Source organism: Paenarthrobacter nicotinovorans (genome assembly GCF_021919345.1).
GTDB lineage: Bacteria > Actinomycetota > Actinomycetes > Actinomycetales > Micrococcaceae > Arthrobacter > Arthrobacter nicotinovorans.
Genome location: NZ_CP089293.1, coordinates 517,347 through 532,438 on the forward strand (window position 1 = coordinate 517,347; position 15,092 = coordinate 532,438).

General features: G+C 63.1%; 14 protein-coding genes. 11 read left to right on the forward strand and 3 right to left on the reverse strand.

Annotated elements, in window-relative coordinates:
* Positions 1 to 7 precede the first annotated feature (7 nt).
* The 4 genes from JMY29_RS02580 (at position 8) to JMY29_RS02595 (ending at position 3,624) form a co-directional block, all read left to right on the forward strand.
* Complete coding sequence (locus tag JMY29_RS02580) at positions 8 to 241, forward strand: DUF6480 family protein (RefSeq protein WP_026267494.1); 234 nt, start codon at positions 8 to 10, stop codon at positions 239 to 241.
* Between the two features lie 48 nt (positions 242 to 289).
* Positions 290 to 1,213, forward strand: coding sequence for an NADP-dependent oxidoreductase (locus JMY29_RS02585; protein ID WP_018780077.1), 924 nt, complete (start codon positions 290 to 292; stop codon positions 1,211 to 1,213).
* 315 nt (positions 1,214 to 1,528) lie between these two features.
* Positions 1,529 to 3,172, forward strand: a complete 1,644-nt coding sequence (locus tag JMY29_RS02590) for an ABC-F family ATP-binding cassette domain-containing protein (RefSeq protein WP_189076887.1) — start codon at positions 1,529 to 1,531, stop codon at positions 3,170 to 3,172.
* Between the two features lie 71 nt (positions 3,173 to 3,243).
* Positions 3,244 to 3,624, forward strand: coding sequence for a hypothetical protein (locus JMY29_RS02595; protein WP_229778719.1), 381 nt, complete (start codon positions 3,244 to 3,246; stop codon positions 3,622 to 3,624).
* Positions 3,625 to 3,727: 103 nt separating this feature from the next.
* Here the strand turns inward: JMY29_RS02595 and JMY29_RS02600 are convergent, their stop codons facing one another.
* On the reverse strand, positions 3,728 to 4,561 hold the full coding sequence (locus tag JMY29_RS02600) for an alpha/beta fold hydrolase (RefSeq protein WP_018780080.1): 834 nt from the start codon (positions 4,559 to 4,561) through the stop codon (positions 3,728 to 3,730).
* Between the two features lie 96 nt (positions 4,562 to 4,657).
* Between JMY29_RS02600 and JMY29_RS02605 the strand changes: the two genes are divergently transcribed.
* Positions 4,658 to 5,224 (forward strand): TetR/AcrR family transcriptional regulator, encoded by a 567-nt coding sequence (locus JMY29_RS02605; protein WP_018780081.1) that lies wholly within the window; start codon positions 4,658 to 4,660, stop codon positions 5,222 to 5,224.
* A gap of 45 nt (positions 5,225 to 5,269) precedes the next feature.
* Here JMY29_RS02605 and JMY29_RS02610 read toward each other — a convergent pair whose 3' ends face one another.
* Entirely contained in the window at positions 5,270 to 6,619 is a 1,350-nt protein-coding gene (locus JMY29_RS02610) for an MFS transporter (protein WP_189076888.1), read from the reverse strand.
* A 229-nt stretch (positions 6,620 to 6,848) separates the two neighbouring features.
* On the opposite strand from JMY29_RS02610, the gene JMY29_RS02615 reads away from it, so the two are divergent.
* From JMY29_RS02615 to JMY29_RS02640, 6 genes are all read left to right on the forward strand, one after another.
* Positions 6,849 to 8,150 carry a cation:proton antiporter gene (locus JMY29_RS02615; RefSeq protein WP_064723847.1) on the forward strand — a complete coding sequence of 434 codons (1,302 nt, stop codon included), beginning with the start codon at positions 6,849 to 6,851 and terminating at the stop codon, positions 8,148 to 8,150.
* Positions 8,151 to 8,568: 418 nt separating this feature from the next.
* Entirely contained in the window at positions 8,569 to 9,726 is a 1,158-nt protein-coding gene (locus JMY29_RS02620) for an ice-binding family protein (protein WP_229778720.1), read from the forward strand.
* Positions 9,727 to 9,814: 88 nt separating this feature from the next.
* Positions 9,815 to 10,471, forward strand: a complete 657-nt coding sequence (locus JMY29_RS02625; protein ID WP_229778721.1) for a class F sortase — start codon at positions 9,815 to 9,817, stop codon at positions 10,469 to 10,471.
* 73 nt (positions 10,472 to 10,544) lie between these two features.
* Positions 10,545 to 11,678 (forward strand): App1 family protein, encoded by a 1,134-nt coding sequence (locus JMY29_RS02630; protein WP_079582669.1) that lies wholly within the window; start codon positions 10,545 to 10,547, stop codon positions 11,676 to 11,678.
* A 126-nt stretch (positions 11,679 to 11,804) separates the two neighbouring features.
* Complete coding sequence (locus tag JMY29_RS02635) at positions 11,805 to 12,773, forward strand: alpha/beta hydrolase (RefSeq protein WP_179128469.1); 969 nt, start codon at positions 11,805 to 11,807, stop codon at positions 12,771 to 12,773.
* Positions 12,774 to 12,867: 94 nt separating this feature from the next.
* Complete coding sequence (locus tag JMY29_RS02640; RefSeq protein WP_189076890.1) at positions 12,868 to 13,866, forward strand: helix-turn-helix domain-containing protein; 999 nt, start codon at positions 12,868 to 12,870, stop codon at positions 13,864 to 13,866.
* Positions 13,867 to 13,869: 3 nt separating this feature from the next.
* Here the strand turns inward: JMY29_RS02640 and JMY29_RS02645 are convergent, their stop codons facing one another.
* Positions 13,870 to 14,964 carry a LacI family DNA-binding transcriptional regulator gene (locus tag JMY29_RS02645; protein ID WP_189076891.1) on the reverse strand — a complete coding sequence of 365 codons (1,095 nt, stop codon included), beginning with the start codon at positions 14,962 to 14,964 and terminating at the stop codon, positions 13,870 to 13,872.
* Positions 14,965 to 15,092 lie beyond the last annotated feature (128 nt).

Genomic DNA, 15,092 nt, shown 5'->3' on the forward strand with positions numbered 1-15,092 from the left:
AGTGAGCGTGTCAGGACCTAATCCCGACCCGTACGAGGACAAGATCACAGGCTTGGAACCCGGTGGTGGAGTGCCGCCGGGCGAAACCCCGCCCGGCGAGTCGTCGACGGCCGGCCCCCAAGGCCACGATGAGGGTGGCCCGAGGAAGGGCACCCAGGTCCTGTGGCTCTCGATCATAGGCGTCTTTGTCCTGTTGTCGATGCTGTACTTCATCGGGTACATCGTGGGGTTCTTCGACTGAGCCGGCCAGCTAAGGAATAGCCGGCCTCAAGTGGAAGTTGACGCTCACATGAAGGCAATTACCTATAACAAGTACGGAAACCCGGACGTCCTGGAACTCACTGATCAGCCAATGCCCAAAGTAGGGCCGGGCATGGTCCTGGTCAAAGTCAAGGCGGCCTCAGTGAATCCGGTGGACTGGAAGATCATGGCCGGCTACTTGGACCCCCTCATGGACCTGCAGTTCCCGGCCATTCCCGGGTGGGACGTCGCCGGCGTAGTGGAGTCGACAGGTATTGACGCTCCGCACTTCAAGCCCGGCGATGAGGTCATCGCCTACGGCCGCAAGGATTACGTCCACGGTGGCAGCTTTGCTGAATACATTGCCTTGCCGGAGCGGCTCCTGGCCCGCAAGCCGGAGTCCTTGGACTGGAACGAATCCGCTGGCTTGCCGCTGGCCGGGTTGACTGCATTTCAGGTGCTGAAGCGGTTGGAACTGGCTGCGGGCGAGACTGTCTTGATCCATGGCGGTTCGGGCGGCGTGGGTTCGCTCGGCATCCAGATCGCGAAGGCCCTTGGTGCGAAGGTGATCGCCACTGCCTCGGAGAAGAACCATGACTTCCTCCGGTCCCTGGGGGCCGAACCCGTGGCCTACGGCGAAGGGCTGGCGGAGAGGGTGCGTGCCCTGCGCCCCGAAGGCGTGGAAGTGGTTGCGGACTTCGTGGGCGGCAACCTTTCGACCACCCTGGAGGTCCTGAAGGAAAACGGTCGCCACGCCTCCATCGCGGACAGTGATGTCGAGGAGCACGGCGGCACCTGGATGTGGGTGAATCCCGTGGGTGCTGAGCTGCAGGAACTTGCCGATCTGGTGGACGGGAACAAACTCCAGGTTGAGGTAGCGGAGACTTTCCCCCTTGCTGAGGCGGCGGAGGCGTTCCGCCTCAACATGGAAGGCCACACGCGCGGCAAGATCGTGGTCACGGTCGGAGCCTAAGGGCATAACGCGAACGACGGCGGCGGGTCACGTTGGGTTTCGTTTCGGAACCTGGCGTCGGCCCGCCGTTTTGCGTGAAGCATGGTGCTTCTTCAGCAGGTGTTCCTTCAGCCCGGGGTTTCTTCAGCATGGGGGAATTTGCCTTGTTAGGCCATCTTTGTGAGACTGAAATCCTCTATTCCCCAGTGTTAGGCCGATGTTTTGACGGACATTCAAGGTTTCGCGACGCAAACCAAGCGCTGACACGCACCTGATGTCCTTCCGGGCCGGTGGTTGCAGCGCATTCGCTGAAATCACTGGAGTCCTGAAAACATCATGCCTTTTACAAAAAATCCGTCCATCACCCTGACTGACGTCCGCCTTCAATGGCCGGACGGCACCACTGCCCTCACCGGGATTTCCGGGATTTCCGGGACCTTCGGAGTGGGCCGCACGGGCCTGGTGGGATCCAACGGTGCGGGAAAATCGACGTTGCTGCGCCTCATTGCCGGCGTGTTGACTCCAACGAGTGGCCGGATCAGCACCAACGGCGAGGTCGGCTACCTTCCGCAGACACTTACCCTCAAAACCGACTCAACCGTAGCCGACTTGCTCGGTATCGGCCCTAAGCTGCGGGCCTTGCGCGCCATCGAATCCGGCGACGCCGCGGTGGAGAATTTCGAGACAGTGGGCGATGACTGGGACATTGAAACCCGTGCAGACGAGTCCCTGCGTCATATCGGCTTTTCAGGATCGGACCTTGACCGGAACGTCGGCGAGATTTCGGGCGGCGAAGCCATGCTGGTCGCGATCACCGGACTTCGGCTCCAACGGACGGCAATTACGCTGCTGGACGAGCCAACGAACAACCTGGACAGGGATGCCCGGGCAAGACTCTCCGGCCTCATCACTTCCTGGCCAGGAACGCTGGTGGTGGTCAGCCACGACCTCAGCTTGCTGGAGTTGATGGATAACACCGCGGAGCTTCATGCCGGGGAACTCACGGTCTTCGGAGGTCCATACAGCGCCTGGCGGTCCCACATGGATGAGCAGCAAGCAGCAGCTGTGCAGGCTGCCCAAGCTGCAAAGCAGGCTGTGAAGATCGAGAAGCGCCAACGCCAGGATGCTGAAACGAAGCTGGCCAAGCGTGCCCGGACCGGCCAAAGCAGCTACGACAACAAGAAGGGCTCCAAGATTCTCATGAACCAGCGGGCCTCCGACGCGCAGGTGTCTGCGGGGAAGCTGCGCTCGGGGTCGGACGACAAGGTTAACGCCGCCCGGACCGCACTGGACGAGGCCTCGTCCAGAATCAGGGAAGAGGAGCGGATCAGCCTGAATCTTCCGGATCCGGACGTTCCCCGTGGACGCCGGATAGCCGAGTTGCGCGGGACCAATCGTGCCTTCTTCGTAGAAGGCCCGGAACGGGTGGCCATCATTGGTGCGAACGGAGTGGGAAAGACCACTTTGCTTGAACGCGTGGTCGCCGGTGAGTCCTTGCCCGACAACGACGAGGTGAGTGACGTCGTCGAATCCGGCACCGCGGGTGGTCGACTTCTCACCGGGCGTGCCGGCTATCTGCGGCAGCGCCTCGATGGCTTGGACGATGCCGCGACCACGCTGGAAAATGTCCAGGCTTCGGCGCCAAGCGTTCCTGAAGGTGAAATCCGGAACCAGTTGGCGCGGTTCCTGCTAAGGGGCGACAGCGTCTACCGGCCCGTTCATACGTTGTCCGGTGGCGAGCGGTTCAGGGTTTCGTTGGCCCGGCTCCTCTTTGCCGATCCGCCGCCACAGGTACTGATTCTCGATGAGCCCACCAACAACCTGGACATCCAGAGCGTGGACCAGCTCGTGGAAGCGTTGAACGTCTATCGCGGCGCCGTGATCCTGGTAAGCCACGACGACGACTTCCTGGACCGTCTGGATCTGGACCTTGTGCTGAACCTGGACCATGACGGATCACTCACGGAGTTGCCGTCGTAAGGAAGTAAGTTCCGGAACCCTGAGGCGGGACACGCGCCATGTAGTCTGGGAATTTCGATTTGGGGGAATTCATGGTGACTCGTCAGCGCAGCGGCTGCTTTTCCGTAGTGGCGGCAGGAATCCTGCTGATGGCGTGGATCGGCTCCATTTTCTGGACTGCCATCGACGAAGGTGCGGTGCCCGCCGACTCGTCGTTCCTTGCCATTCCGTTGCCCAGCGAAGCCGGGGCGATCAGCACACACTGTGGTTCGGGAGGCTGTTCCCGGGTAATGACCGTAAACGTCAAGCCACCTCAGACATCGCAGTCGATTGCAGCGGAGATGGGGCTGACGCAGGAACGCTGCGAACCGATGAACCTCTGGACCATGCGGAAGATTTGTACCGGAGTCTCCAGTGACGCCGGGGGGCTCAAAATCTACCTGCAATACTCCACGTTCTTCTCCAAGTACTAGCTTCGAGGTGCCGGGCACGACGACGGCGGCGCGCCACCCTCGGCTCCCATGGAACCGAAGGTGACCCGCCGCCGTCGTGCTTTAAGCGGATGGCCGGTGAGGTCTACTTGGCCAGGAAGCTGAGCAGGATTTCGTTGATCTCAGCGCCGTGCGTCCAGAGGAAGCCGTGCGGTGCGTCCTCGATCTCGACGTATTCCGCCGCCGGCAGGCGCTTGGTGAATTCGCGGCCCGTGGCATCGATGGGCAGGATGCGGTCGCCTGTTCCGTGGACGATCAGGGACGGAACGGTGACCTTTTCGATGTCGGAGCGGAAGTCGGTCAGCCAGGTGTCCACCACGGCGAACGATGCGTACCAGGACGAGCCTGCAGCCACGTTCCAGGAGTTGCGAAGGGCTTCTTCGCTGAGCCGGTTTCCGAGGAAGTTGTCGGTGTTGTAGAAGTCCTTATAGAAGTTGGTGAACCAGGCGTAGCGGTCTTCGATGGCGGCGTTGCGGATGCCGTCGAACACGGAGGACGGGACGCCCGTTGGGTTGTCGTCGGTCTGGAGGAGGAACGGCTCGAGCGAAGCGAGGAAGACGGCCTTGGCAACGCGGGACTCGCCGTACGTGCCGATGTAGCGTCCAACTTCGCCGGTGCCCATGGAGAAACCGACCAGGACGGCGTTCTGCAGGTCGAGCGTTTCAAGGACTGTGTTGAGGTCGGCTGCGAAGGTGTCGTAGTCATAACCGGTGGTGGTCTTGCTGGACTTGCCGAACCCGCGGCGATCGTAGGTGACGACGCGGTAGCCGGCGTTCAGGAGGGCGGCGGTCTGCTTTTCCCAGGAGGCGCCGTCAAGGGGGTAGCCGTGGATCAGGACAACCGGCTGACCTGAGCCGTGGTCCTCGTAGTAGAGCTCGATATCCGTGGTGTTCTCAGTTCCGACTTTGATGAAGCCCATGATTCTGTTCCCTTTCCTCGAAGTAGAGAACGATCGTTCTCTCTCTGCTTACAAATACTATAGAACGATCGTTCTCATTTCAAGTAGTATTGGGGTATGGATATTTCCGAGGTCCGGCACCGCATCGTCGCGACGGCTGACGGGCTCTACAACGCCAAAGGAATCCAGTCGGTGGGTATGGACGAGCTGCGGACCGCGGCGGGTGTCTCACTGAAAAAGCTTTACCAGGAATTTCCGTCCAAAAGCAGCATTGTCATGGCTGTTCTGGAGCGCAGGCACGAGTCCTGGACCGAGGGGCTGGACGCGATGGTGCGCAAGGCCCCGGATCCGCGGGGCAAGCTCCTGGCCATCTTTGACTACCTCTCCGGATGGTTCTGCCAGGATTCGTTCCGGGGCTGCGGCTTCATCAACAGCTTCGCGGAGTTGGGTGCTGTCAGCCCCGAAGTAGCTGAGTATGCGCGGAAGCATAAGGAATCGTTCCAGGAATACGTTGCAGGCCTCGCCGCCGGGGCCGGCGCGCCGGCGTACCTGGCGCCCCAGCTTTCAATCCTCGCCGAGGGCGCGCAAACGACGGCGGCCATCGCCGGCTCGCCCGAGGCTGCCGGACAAGCGCGGCAGGCCGCCGAAGTGCTGATCGACGCTGCATTGGGCCAGGCTTCCTAGTCGGATTGCCTCCTGGTCCGGAACCTGCCGGTCCCGGCGCCGCCCTCAGCGGGCCTCAAGCTCCTCGAGTGTCTTGCCCTTGGTGTCGGAAGACCTGAGGGTGGCAATGGCTGAGATGATGCAGATGCCGAGCGTTGTCAGCCCGATGACCATGGGGATGTTGGCAGACCCCGGGGGAGCAATTGCGGTAAACAGGCTCGGGAAGAACGAGGCAATCATGAGTCCGATGTTCTGGGACACCGCGAATCCCGTGACGCGCATCCGCATGGGGAACTGCTCCTGGAAGAACGTGGCGAAGGTGGCGTTCCACATCTGGAAGAGGATGCCCTGGACGATCACAACGCAGACGAACACCAAGGGCAGGCTCCGCTGTTCGATCGCCCAAAGGTAGCCCATGGTCAGCAGCCCCCCGGTCATGCCGCCGGCCACCATCAAAGCACGCCGCCCGATCTTGTCCGAGAGTGCGCCGAACGCCGGAATGGTGAGGACGGCGGTGACATTGGCGGCCATGGTCACCCAGAGGAACTCGCTGCTGGAGAAGCCGATCCCGTAGCCCTTCTGGGTGGCGAACGAAACCCCGAAGATCAGGGTTGCCATGCCGATGACGTTGGTGAAGGTCATGGCAATGCAGCGGATCAGAACCCAGGGGTGGGTGCGCAGGAGGTCGACCAATGGGAACCGGCGTTTGGCGGGGGCTGCCTCGGACTGTGCCAGGTAGGCCGGTGGCTCCTGCACCCGGCGGCGAATAACGTAACCTGCCACGATCACTACGGCGCTGAGCAGGAAGGGAAGCCGCCATCCCCAGGAGTGGAACTCTTCATCCGGCAGTAGGGCGGCCAGGGGAATCAGCACTGCTGTGGCCAGAATCGAGCCGACCTGCGTGCCTTGGAGGCTGAAGCTGGCAAAGAATCCCCGCCGGGCGTCGGGGGAATGTTCCACGATCATCGCGCTCGCACCGCCGAGTTCGCCGGCGACGGCGAAGCCCTGGATCAGGCGGAGGATTACCAGCATGACGGGGGCCAGGAGTCCGACCTGTCCGTAGGTGGGGAGGAGACCGACGGCAAAGGTGGCGAAACCCATGAGCAGCATCGCGAAAACGAGCACCTTCTTGCGTCCGTGCCTGTCACCGTAAGCGCCCAGGACCACTGCGCCCAGGGGTCGCGAAACATATCCCACTGCGTAGGTGGCCAAGGAGGCGATGATTCCCACCGTGGGATTCTCTGTGGGGAAGAAGATCGTGGGAAACAGGAGCGTTGCTGCCAGCGAGTACAGGGCGAAGTCGTAGTACTCCAGTGCGCTGCCGATCCAGCCGCTCATGGCGGCCTTCTTCGGGTCCTTTGGGGCGGTGCTTTCGCTGGCTACGGGAGGGATCTCCCTCCGGTGCATGACGGTCACGTCGCTGTACTCCTCTGGCGTCGCTGGCAAAGAACAAACTTCGTCTTGAATCGATTCATAATCCTACGACGTGACCTGGGTTACGTCAACGGAAGATTGGTTCCCGGATGCCATTGGATCCATGGCGCAGGAACCGGCCGATGCGCAGCGTTGCGGGATAGCCCCGACGGGCACGGCGGGGCTAGGCTTCTTGGACGCGCCGAACGGCGCGGCAGGAAGAAGACTATTCGTGTTTGAAGCCCCCAGCATCTTGTTCCTCTCAGCAGGCTTTGCAGTGTTGGCCGCTGCCGTCCTGCCAAAACTGTTGCGACGCATGCCGCTGTCCATGCCGATGGTCTTTCTTGGCAGCGGGATCCTGGCGTTCACTCTGCTTCCGGACCTGCCGGACCCTGATCCTGTCCGCTACGGGGAGTTCGCTACCCACCTCACTGAAATCTGCGTCATCATCTCCTTGATGGGCGCAGGTCTGGCCCTCGACCGACCGTTCCGGTGGCGCGGGTGGTCAACCACTTGGCGGCTGCTTGGCATCGTTATGCCCTTGTGCATCCTGGTGATGACGCTCCTGGGAATGTGGGTGTTGGGGTTGGGGCTCGCCGCCGCCATTCTTGTTGCGGCCGCGATTGCCCCCACTGACCCGGTGTTGGCCTCCGAGGTCCAGGTGGGAAAACCTGCGGACAGCGAAGAGGATCCGGACGAGGACGAGGTGCGCTTTGCCCTGACCTCGGAAGCCGGCTTGAATGACGGGCTTGCCTTCCCCTTTGTCTACCTCGCCATCCTCATCAGCCTGGTGGGAGCCGCGCCGGCTGCGTGGTCGGGGGAGTGGGTGGGTGTTGATTTGCTCTGGCGGATTGCCGCGGGGGTCCTGATCGGATTCGGCACGGGCAAGCTGTTGAGCCTGATCTTCTTCGCTGCCAAGGGAAAGAGTTTCCGCCTGTCCGAGCATTCCGAGGGCTTCGTTGCCCTGGCGGCCACGTTCCTGGCCTACGGCGCTACGGAGCTGGTGGCTGGATATGGCTTCATCGCAGTCTTCATCTGTGCCCTGACCATCCGTTCCGCCGAGCATAACCACGCCTACCACCAGGTCCTGCACAGCTATGTAGAGCAGTTGGAGCGGCTGATGACTGTGGTGATCCTGGTCCTCCTTGGCGGCGCTATTGCACGTGGTCTTTTGGAAGGCATTGGTTGGCCTGAAGTGCTGGTAGCCCTGGCGTTCCTCTTGGTGGTCCGGCCCGTGGCCGGCTGGATAGGGCTGATGCGTGGAAAGACCGGACCCCGCGAACGCCTGGCCATTTCGTATTTTGGAATTCGAGGGATCGGCTCCCTCTTTTACATTGCCTTTGCGATCAGCCACGGACATTTCGAAGACGAGGCCCACAGTCTGTGGGCAATGGTCGGATTGGTGGTGGCGCTGTCCATCGTGGTCCACGGGGCTACCACCGCGCCGTTAATGAACCGGCTGGATCGACTTCGCGTTGCGCAAGCGCGTAAGCAGCACGGTGACGAGGGCCGGGCTCCTACAACGGCTGTTTAGGGGCGGCTGTCCGCGTCCCGGCTGCCGCCGTCGCCGTATTTCATAAATATTTTGGAGTAATTAATCCGTGCTGGAAAGCCATCCCTAAACGCCGATAGTCAGCACCCTGATGGTTTGAGCAGGGACGATACCCAAAACGGCCGGATGGAGGGGTCGCCGGGGTGCTCCCGCACCGGGTTATCGCTCCATCGCCGGCCCTAGGCACACCGCGATCGCGGGCGTACAGTCCGCTGTATAGCTCCCCCGCATCCTGTTGGGCAGTTGCTTTGGGGCGGTCGCCCCGCTGGGGGAAGGAACTGCCATGCACCATAGCTCCGCGCGAAAAAATCCAGGGATACATTCAGCGGGATCGAGCCGCCGGCGCACGTCGGTAACAGTGGGGGCCGCCTCCGGAGTTCTTCTCCTTGCCGGTGCCATCATGCTCCAACAATCACCTGCATTTGCGGCGACGCCGGTAAACCTGGGTACTGCGGGGTCGTACTCGGTCCTTGCCGCCACCACGGTGACCAACACCGGCCCCACCACCCTCCAAGGAGACCTGGGCCTGAGCCCCGGCACCGCCATTACCGGCTTTCCGCCCGGCACCGCTGCTGGCACAATCCACGCGGCCGACGCGGTGGCTTTGCAAGCACAGTCGGATCTGACCACCGCCTACAACAATGCGGCAGGGCAAGCGTTGACGGCGAGCGTATCGGGCGACCTGGTTGGCCAGACTTTGACGGAAGGTGTCTACAAGTCAACATCGTCGCTGGCGCTCAGCGGCCAGCTGACACTGGATGGCCAGGGTAATCCGGCGTCGGTGTTCGTGTTCCAGGTGGCGTCCACGCTGATTACTGCGTCCGCCAGCAGCATCATCTTCACCAACGGCGCCCAAGCCTGCAACGTGTTCTGGCAGGTCGGCAGCTCGGCAACCCTGGGCACTGCCTCAAGCTTCAAAGGCACCGTACTTGCGCTGACGTCGATTACAGCCCAGACCAACGCAGTGGTGGAGGGGCGGCTCCTGGCGCGTAATGGTCAGGTTTCCCTGGACACCAACGTGGTAACCGCACCCGCTTGCGTCACGACCCCCACCACCTCCGCGCCACCTGCAACAGCGACGGCGACGCCGACCGCGACGGAGACAGTGACAGAGACGGCGACTGCGACCGCGACTCCGACCGCGACGGAGACGGTGACAGAGACGGCGACGGCGACTGCGACGCCGACCGCGACGGAGACGGTGACAGAGACGGCGACTGCCACTGCGACGCCGACCGCGACGGAGACGGTGACAGAGACGGCGACTGCGACTCCGACCGCGACGGAGACGGTGACAGAGACGGCGACTGCGACGGCGACCGCGACCCCGACAGCCACTTCCACTGACGGTGCCACTCCGGTCCAGTCCGCACCCTTGGCTGGGACGGGTAGGAATCAGGGCACCAACGTGGACACTGCAGCAAGGGTTTCCAACACGGAGCCCATGAGCCGCACGGCCGTGCTCGGCACGATCTTGGTGGCCCTGGGCGGTGCAGGAATTCTGACTTTGGGCATCCGCTTCCTGACCGCTATTCGCAGGGAAAACCAGCAGGACTAGCAGCTTGCATCGAGGATCTGTACAGCGAGGCAGGCACCGCCGTTCGCCGGGGCGTTGGAAACAACGGCGAACGGCGGTCATCGCCTCCATGGCTGTAGTGCTGTTGGCGGCGTTGCTTCCGGGGTGGTCAACGCAGGCCGCCACTGATTCCGGGCCAACGGTCGCGGCAGGTGAACCATCCAAGGCAGTCAGCGCTATACAGCCGTTCACTTCGAGCAGCGCTTCTGCGGCACCCTCGACGGCACCTGCTGCTGCACCCGCGCCGCAGCCAGCGCCCAGCGAGGCGGCCGCAGCGGCGACCGGTTCGCCACCCTTGCACATAACGTACGCGAGGGTCGGGATGGACCAGGCGATCGTGCCCCTTGCCCCGACGGAGGCCGAACGGGAACTGGGTTCCATCGTCCCGCCGTACACACACGATGCGTATTGGCTCGACCCGTACGGCATGCCGGGTGCGGGATCAACCAACACCACGTACCTGGTGGGACATAGCTGGGAGGGACAGGCGTCTCCCTTCAACAACATCAGCACCCTCGCGCAGGCGGGTGACCGCATCACCGTCACAACCGCGGAGGGGCTGCTGGAGTTCAGGGTCGACTCGGTGGCAACGGAGTACAAGGACACCCTGCGGGACAGTGAGATCTGGGACAGGGTGCCGGGGCGTCTCATTCTCATCACTTGCTACGCGGCTGATCTGTGGGGGAAAAACATCGTCGTGCTGGCGAGCCCGGAGCGCGTGCCGTAGCGGATTGTTGCGTAATGCGTGCGGGCTGGAGGGAAGCGGTGCCGCAGCGAGCAGGCCGTGGAAGACTGGACACATGTCTTCCCGTCCCGTGAAACCGCGCCCCCAGCCCGACGTCGTTGAAACTGACGGTCCCAAGCCTGCGGGCAAGGGGCGCCGCCACCTGGCCATGAGGCTCGACGACGCGTGGCTGGGTTTCCAGACCCGCCTTGCCATCCGGCGTGGCAGGGTGGAGACCGTGATTCCGTATACGGGCTACGGCTCGACGACTTGGGTCCGGGTGCTGGCCCGCGTGGTGCGAAGTGATCCCCGCGACGCTGCAGGTCACGCAAAGCCCTTGCAGGAAAGCATGCGCGGCTGGCGGAACTTCACGAGTGCTCCTGTAGCCAACGCTGCGGTAAAGGTGACTGTGGCCGGTTCCGTCCATGACGTTGTCGCAGACCGCGGCGGTGTGGTTGACGTGCGCATCCCGGTGACCCTGACAGCTGGTTGGCACACCATCACGCTGCAGTCGGGGGAGTCCCACGTCGTGGAGGCTCCCGTGCGGATTGTTGCGGACGACACGGACTTTGGAGTCGTCTCGGACATCGACGACACGGTCATGGTCACCGCGCTGCCCCGGCCTTTCCTGGCCGCCTGGAACACGTTCGTGCTCAACGAACATGCCCGGACTCCCACTCCGGGCATGGCGGTGCTGTATGAACGGATCGCCAGGACGGCCCCGTCGGCGCCGGTACTGTACCTCTCCACCGGGGCCTGGAACGTTGCCCCGACGCTGTCGCGTTTCCTTTCCCGCAATCTGTACCCGGCTGGTCCCAAGCTGCTGACCGACTGGGGCCCAACGCCGGATCGCTGGTTCCGCAGCGGCCAGGAACACAAACGGACCTCGCTGGAACGCCTCGCGGAGGAGTTCCCCCACGTCAAATGGCTCCTGGTTGGTGACGACGGACAACATGACGAAGCCATTTACTCCGAGTTCGCCCAGCGGCACCCGGAGAATGTCCGGGCCATTGCCATCCGCCAACTCTCGGCCGGCGAAGCGGTCCTCGCAGGCGGTCGGTCGAAAACGGGCGGTCAACCCACACCGGGGGTTCCTTGGATCTATGCCCCGGACGGTGCAGGCATGTCGGCCCGGCTCGAGGAGTTGGGCATTATCCGGAGCGACGTCCGTTCTGCCGACGATCCCGAAGAAGGCGACATCCAGGCCTAGCCCTGGCCCGCCACGCGGCGGTCAGGGCCCGCTCTTTTGCGGACGGCTGGCGGTTAGCGCAGCACGCAGGGACGCCTAGGCTTGCATCAGGTCACGACGAGGTGGCCGGAATTGATGGAGGTCGAGATGACAACTTTACGGAAAGTGCCGCCATTTGATGCCGAACTAGGGGCTACCCTCGGGGCGCTGGGCGACCTGATTGCTCCCACCCTGACCCCGGACATGATTGAAGGAATGCGGGAGTCGTTCGTTGTGGCTCCCGTCGAAGATCTCTTGTCGGGACGCCCCGTAACGCACTTTGAGCGGACCATTCCGGGCCCGTTGGGTGCTCCCGACCTCACAGTGTCTGTTTTCCAGCGAACTGACCACGCCCCTGGAGGGCCCGGTATCTATCACATCCATGGTGGCGGCATGGTCATGGGTGACCGGTTTCTTGGAGCGGACTCCCTGATTGACTGGGTGGAGCAACTGGACGCGGTGGCTGTCTCGGTGGAGTACCGCCTGGCCCCCGAAAACCCTGATCCGGCACCCGTGGAGGACTGCTATGCGGGCCTGGAGTGGATGGCGGCGAACGCAGAAGAGCTGGGTGTGGATCCCGAGCGGCTGGTCGTCGCGGGTGCCAGCGCGGGAGGAGGACTGGCTGCAGGCGTGGCACTGATGTCACGCGACCGTGGCGGCCCCGCCCTGGCAGGGCAGCTGCTGATCTACCCCATGTTGGACGACCGCAACGAGAGCCTGTCCAGCCACCAGTTCGACGGCATCGGCGTCTGGGACCGGACCAGCAACGACACCGGCTGGGATGCCCTCCTGGGGGACCGCCGCAAAACCAGTCAGGTATCCATATATGCGGCGCCTGCCCGCGCAGCCGATCTTTCGAACCTGCCCCCCGCCTTCATTGACGTTGCCTCCGCCGAAGTGTTCCGGGATGAGGACGTGGCCTACGCGTCGACCATCTGGGCCTGCGGAGGGGATGCGGAACTGCACGTCTGGCCCGGCGGCTTCCACGGTTTCGATATTTTCTTCCCCCAGGCAGCGCTTTCGGTCCTGGCCCGGGAAGCCAGGACCAGGTGGCTCCGACGCATATTGGGCACCTGATGGACCTGTCCCGCCGCCGCAGTTTGTTGCCGCAGCGGCAGGACTGGAGCACCATTGAGTTCCCGAAGGTTGACGATGTGGTGGGCGGTAGGAAATGCAAGGACTGGTGTGGCGCCTCAAGGCGCTCGACCCTGAGGCTTCGGAAAGCCTCAAAGTCATTACGTATTTCGATGCCCTGGTCAACAGCCGGGCCAATGCGGAAATGCTCATCCACGGAGCGGCGGCGCTCTGCGGGTGCCCCGTTGGCTATGCCATGGACGGCAGGAGCGTCTGCGTGGATGCCTCGGGCGGGAAGATCTCCGGGCAGCAGGGCGACTGGCCATCCAGGCCGTTCGGTGTCGACGGGAAAGCCTGGATCCAGCGCCCCGGCCCGGCGTACGCCAATGATGAGCTCATCCTGGAACGGCTCGCCATCGCTCTTGGGATCTTCTGGGACCGCAGGAGCCCTGTCGCTGCAACACGGCGGGCAATGGATACCCTCTTGGACGCTGACGCTTCCGACGACAAGCGCATGGAGGCGGCGCAACTCCTCCATCTGAACCGCGACGCCTTGTACCGGGTCCATGCAACGCCCGGAGCTACCCAGGGATCAGGTCCCACGGCTTTGCTGCACACCCCCTTTGGGGCCATCAAGGCGGCAATACGCCCGGCCGGTGCAATGGTTGAACAGCACGCCCCGGCAGGAATCGGCCTTCCCAAACCTCCCCGCGAGCTTTACCTCTCGTGGGAAACGGCGTTGCTGGCTCTCCGGCTCACCAGCCCGCGCCATCAGATCCAGGACGCCGGCGAGCTCGGCGGTTTGGTAGTCCTGGCAGGGGTGGCCACTGACACAACACGGGAACCGCCTGACCTGACGGCCTTGAAGCGGTTGATCGAGGCTCAGCCCAAGGCGTATTCCCTGCTCGAGGCCATAGCGGAGGCAGGCAGCCTCCGTGCTGTGGCAGGGCAGCTCAATCTGCACCATTCGAGCGTTCAGCACCGGGCGGCGGAGTTTTCGACTGCCCTGGGCTTTGACATTCGAACGCCCCAAGGCCGTGTACGCCTTACCCTTGCGTTGGCATTGTTCCTGCTTGCCACCAATAACTTTGATTGAGCCTCAGCTGCCTGCCTTGCTGAGGGCGTCGGCGTTCCTGGGAGCACCCACGGAGCCGCGCTGAATCAAGCTCGCCGCCAGTTCGGGGGCAGGGGAAACTGATTTCCTGCCCTCGATCTGCCGGATCAGGGCTGACGCCGCCGCCATGCCCATGTCGTAGACGGGTTGCGCGATGACCGTGAGCGGGGGAGTGGTGAGCCGGGTCCACGCGAAATCGTCGTACATCAGGAACGAGACATCTTCCGGGATGGAGAGGCCGAGGTTCTGCACCGCTTCCACCACGCACAACGCGATGAGGCCGTCCGAGGCGATGATGGCCGTAGCGGGATCCGGGCCGTGGAGCAGCTCGCGGGTAACGCGCATGATGGAGTCGGCGTCGCCGGCGTTGAGGCGGACAAGATCGGTGGGCTGCGGGAGGCCCGCTTCGTCGAAGGCCCTGTGTATTCCGTCCAGACGGTCTGAAATTTGTGAGGAGTCCAGCTTCATCCCGGCAACGTACGGGGCACTGGTCCGGACCGTGGAGACGAAGGCGATCCGTCGGTGTCCGGCCGCGATGAGGTGCTTGGTGGACTCGTGGGAGATGCCTCCCATGTCCACCGCGAACGTCTCGGCATCCAGCCCTTCGGCGGCACGGTCCAGCAGGACCAGCGGACGCCCGGACTCACGGACCTGCCGCAGGTGTGCGGTTTCCACCGAGGAAGCCGGAGCAACAATGAGTCCATCAACCCGTTTGTCCAGCAGCACCCGGACGGCATCCACTTCTGCGGCCTGTTCCTCGTCGGTGTTGATGAGGATGACGTTGTAGCCGCTCTTCTTGGCGGCGTCCGTGATGCCCCTTGTGGCGAGCCCGAAGTGCGGGTTTTCAATATCGCCTACCACCACCCCGATGGTGTTGGATTTGCCGGTGTTCATGCTGCGGGCGAGCTCGTTGGGGCGATACTCAAGTTCCTCGGCCGCGGCGAGGACGCGTTCACGGACGTCGTCGCTGACGGCGCCGTAATTGCCGAGCGCCCGCGCCGCCTGGGCTTTGGACACTTGCGCAGCTTTGGCGACGTCGGCAACCGTCACGTCCCGCCGTCGGGATCCGTCAGTGCTCATGTTCACCTTTCCGAAAGGGTGTTGACGCGGCTTTGTGAGTTCCGCTACATTTCAATCAATCGATGTGAGTCCGGTCTCAATTCTAGGGACTGAGACCGGACTCAGCAAGACCCGACATCGAGCAATAT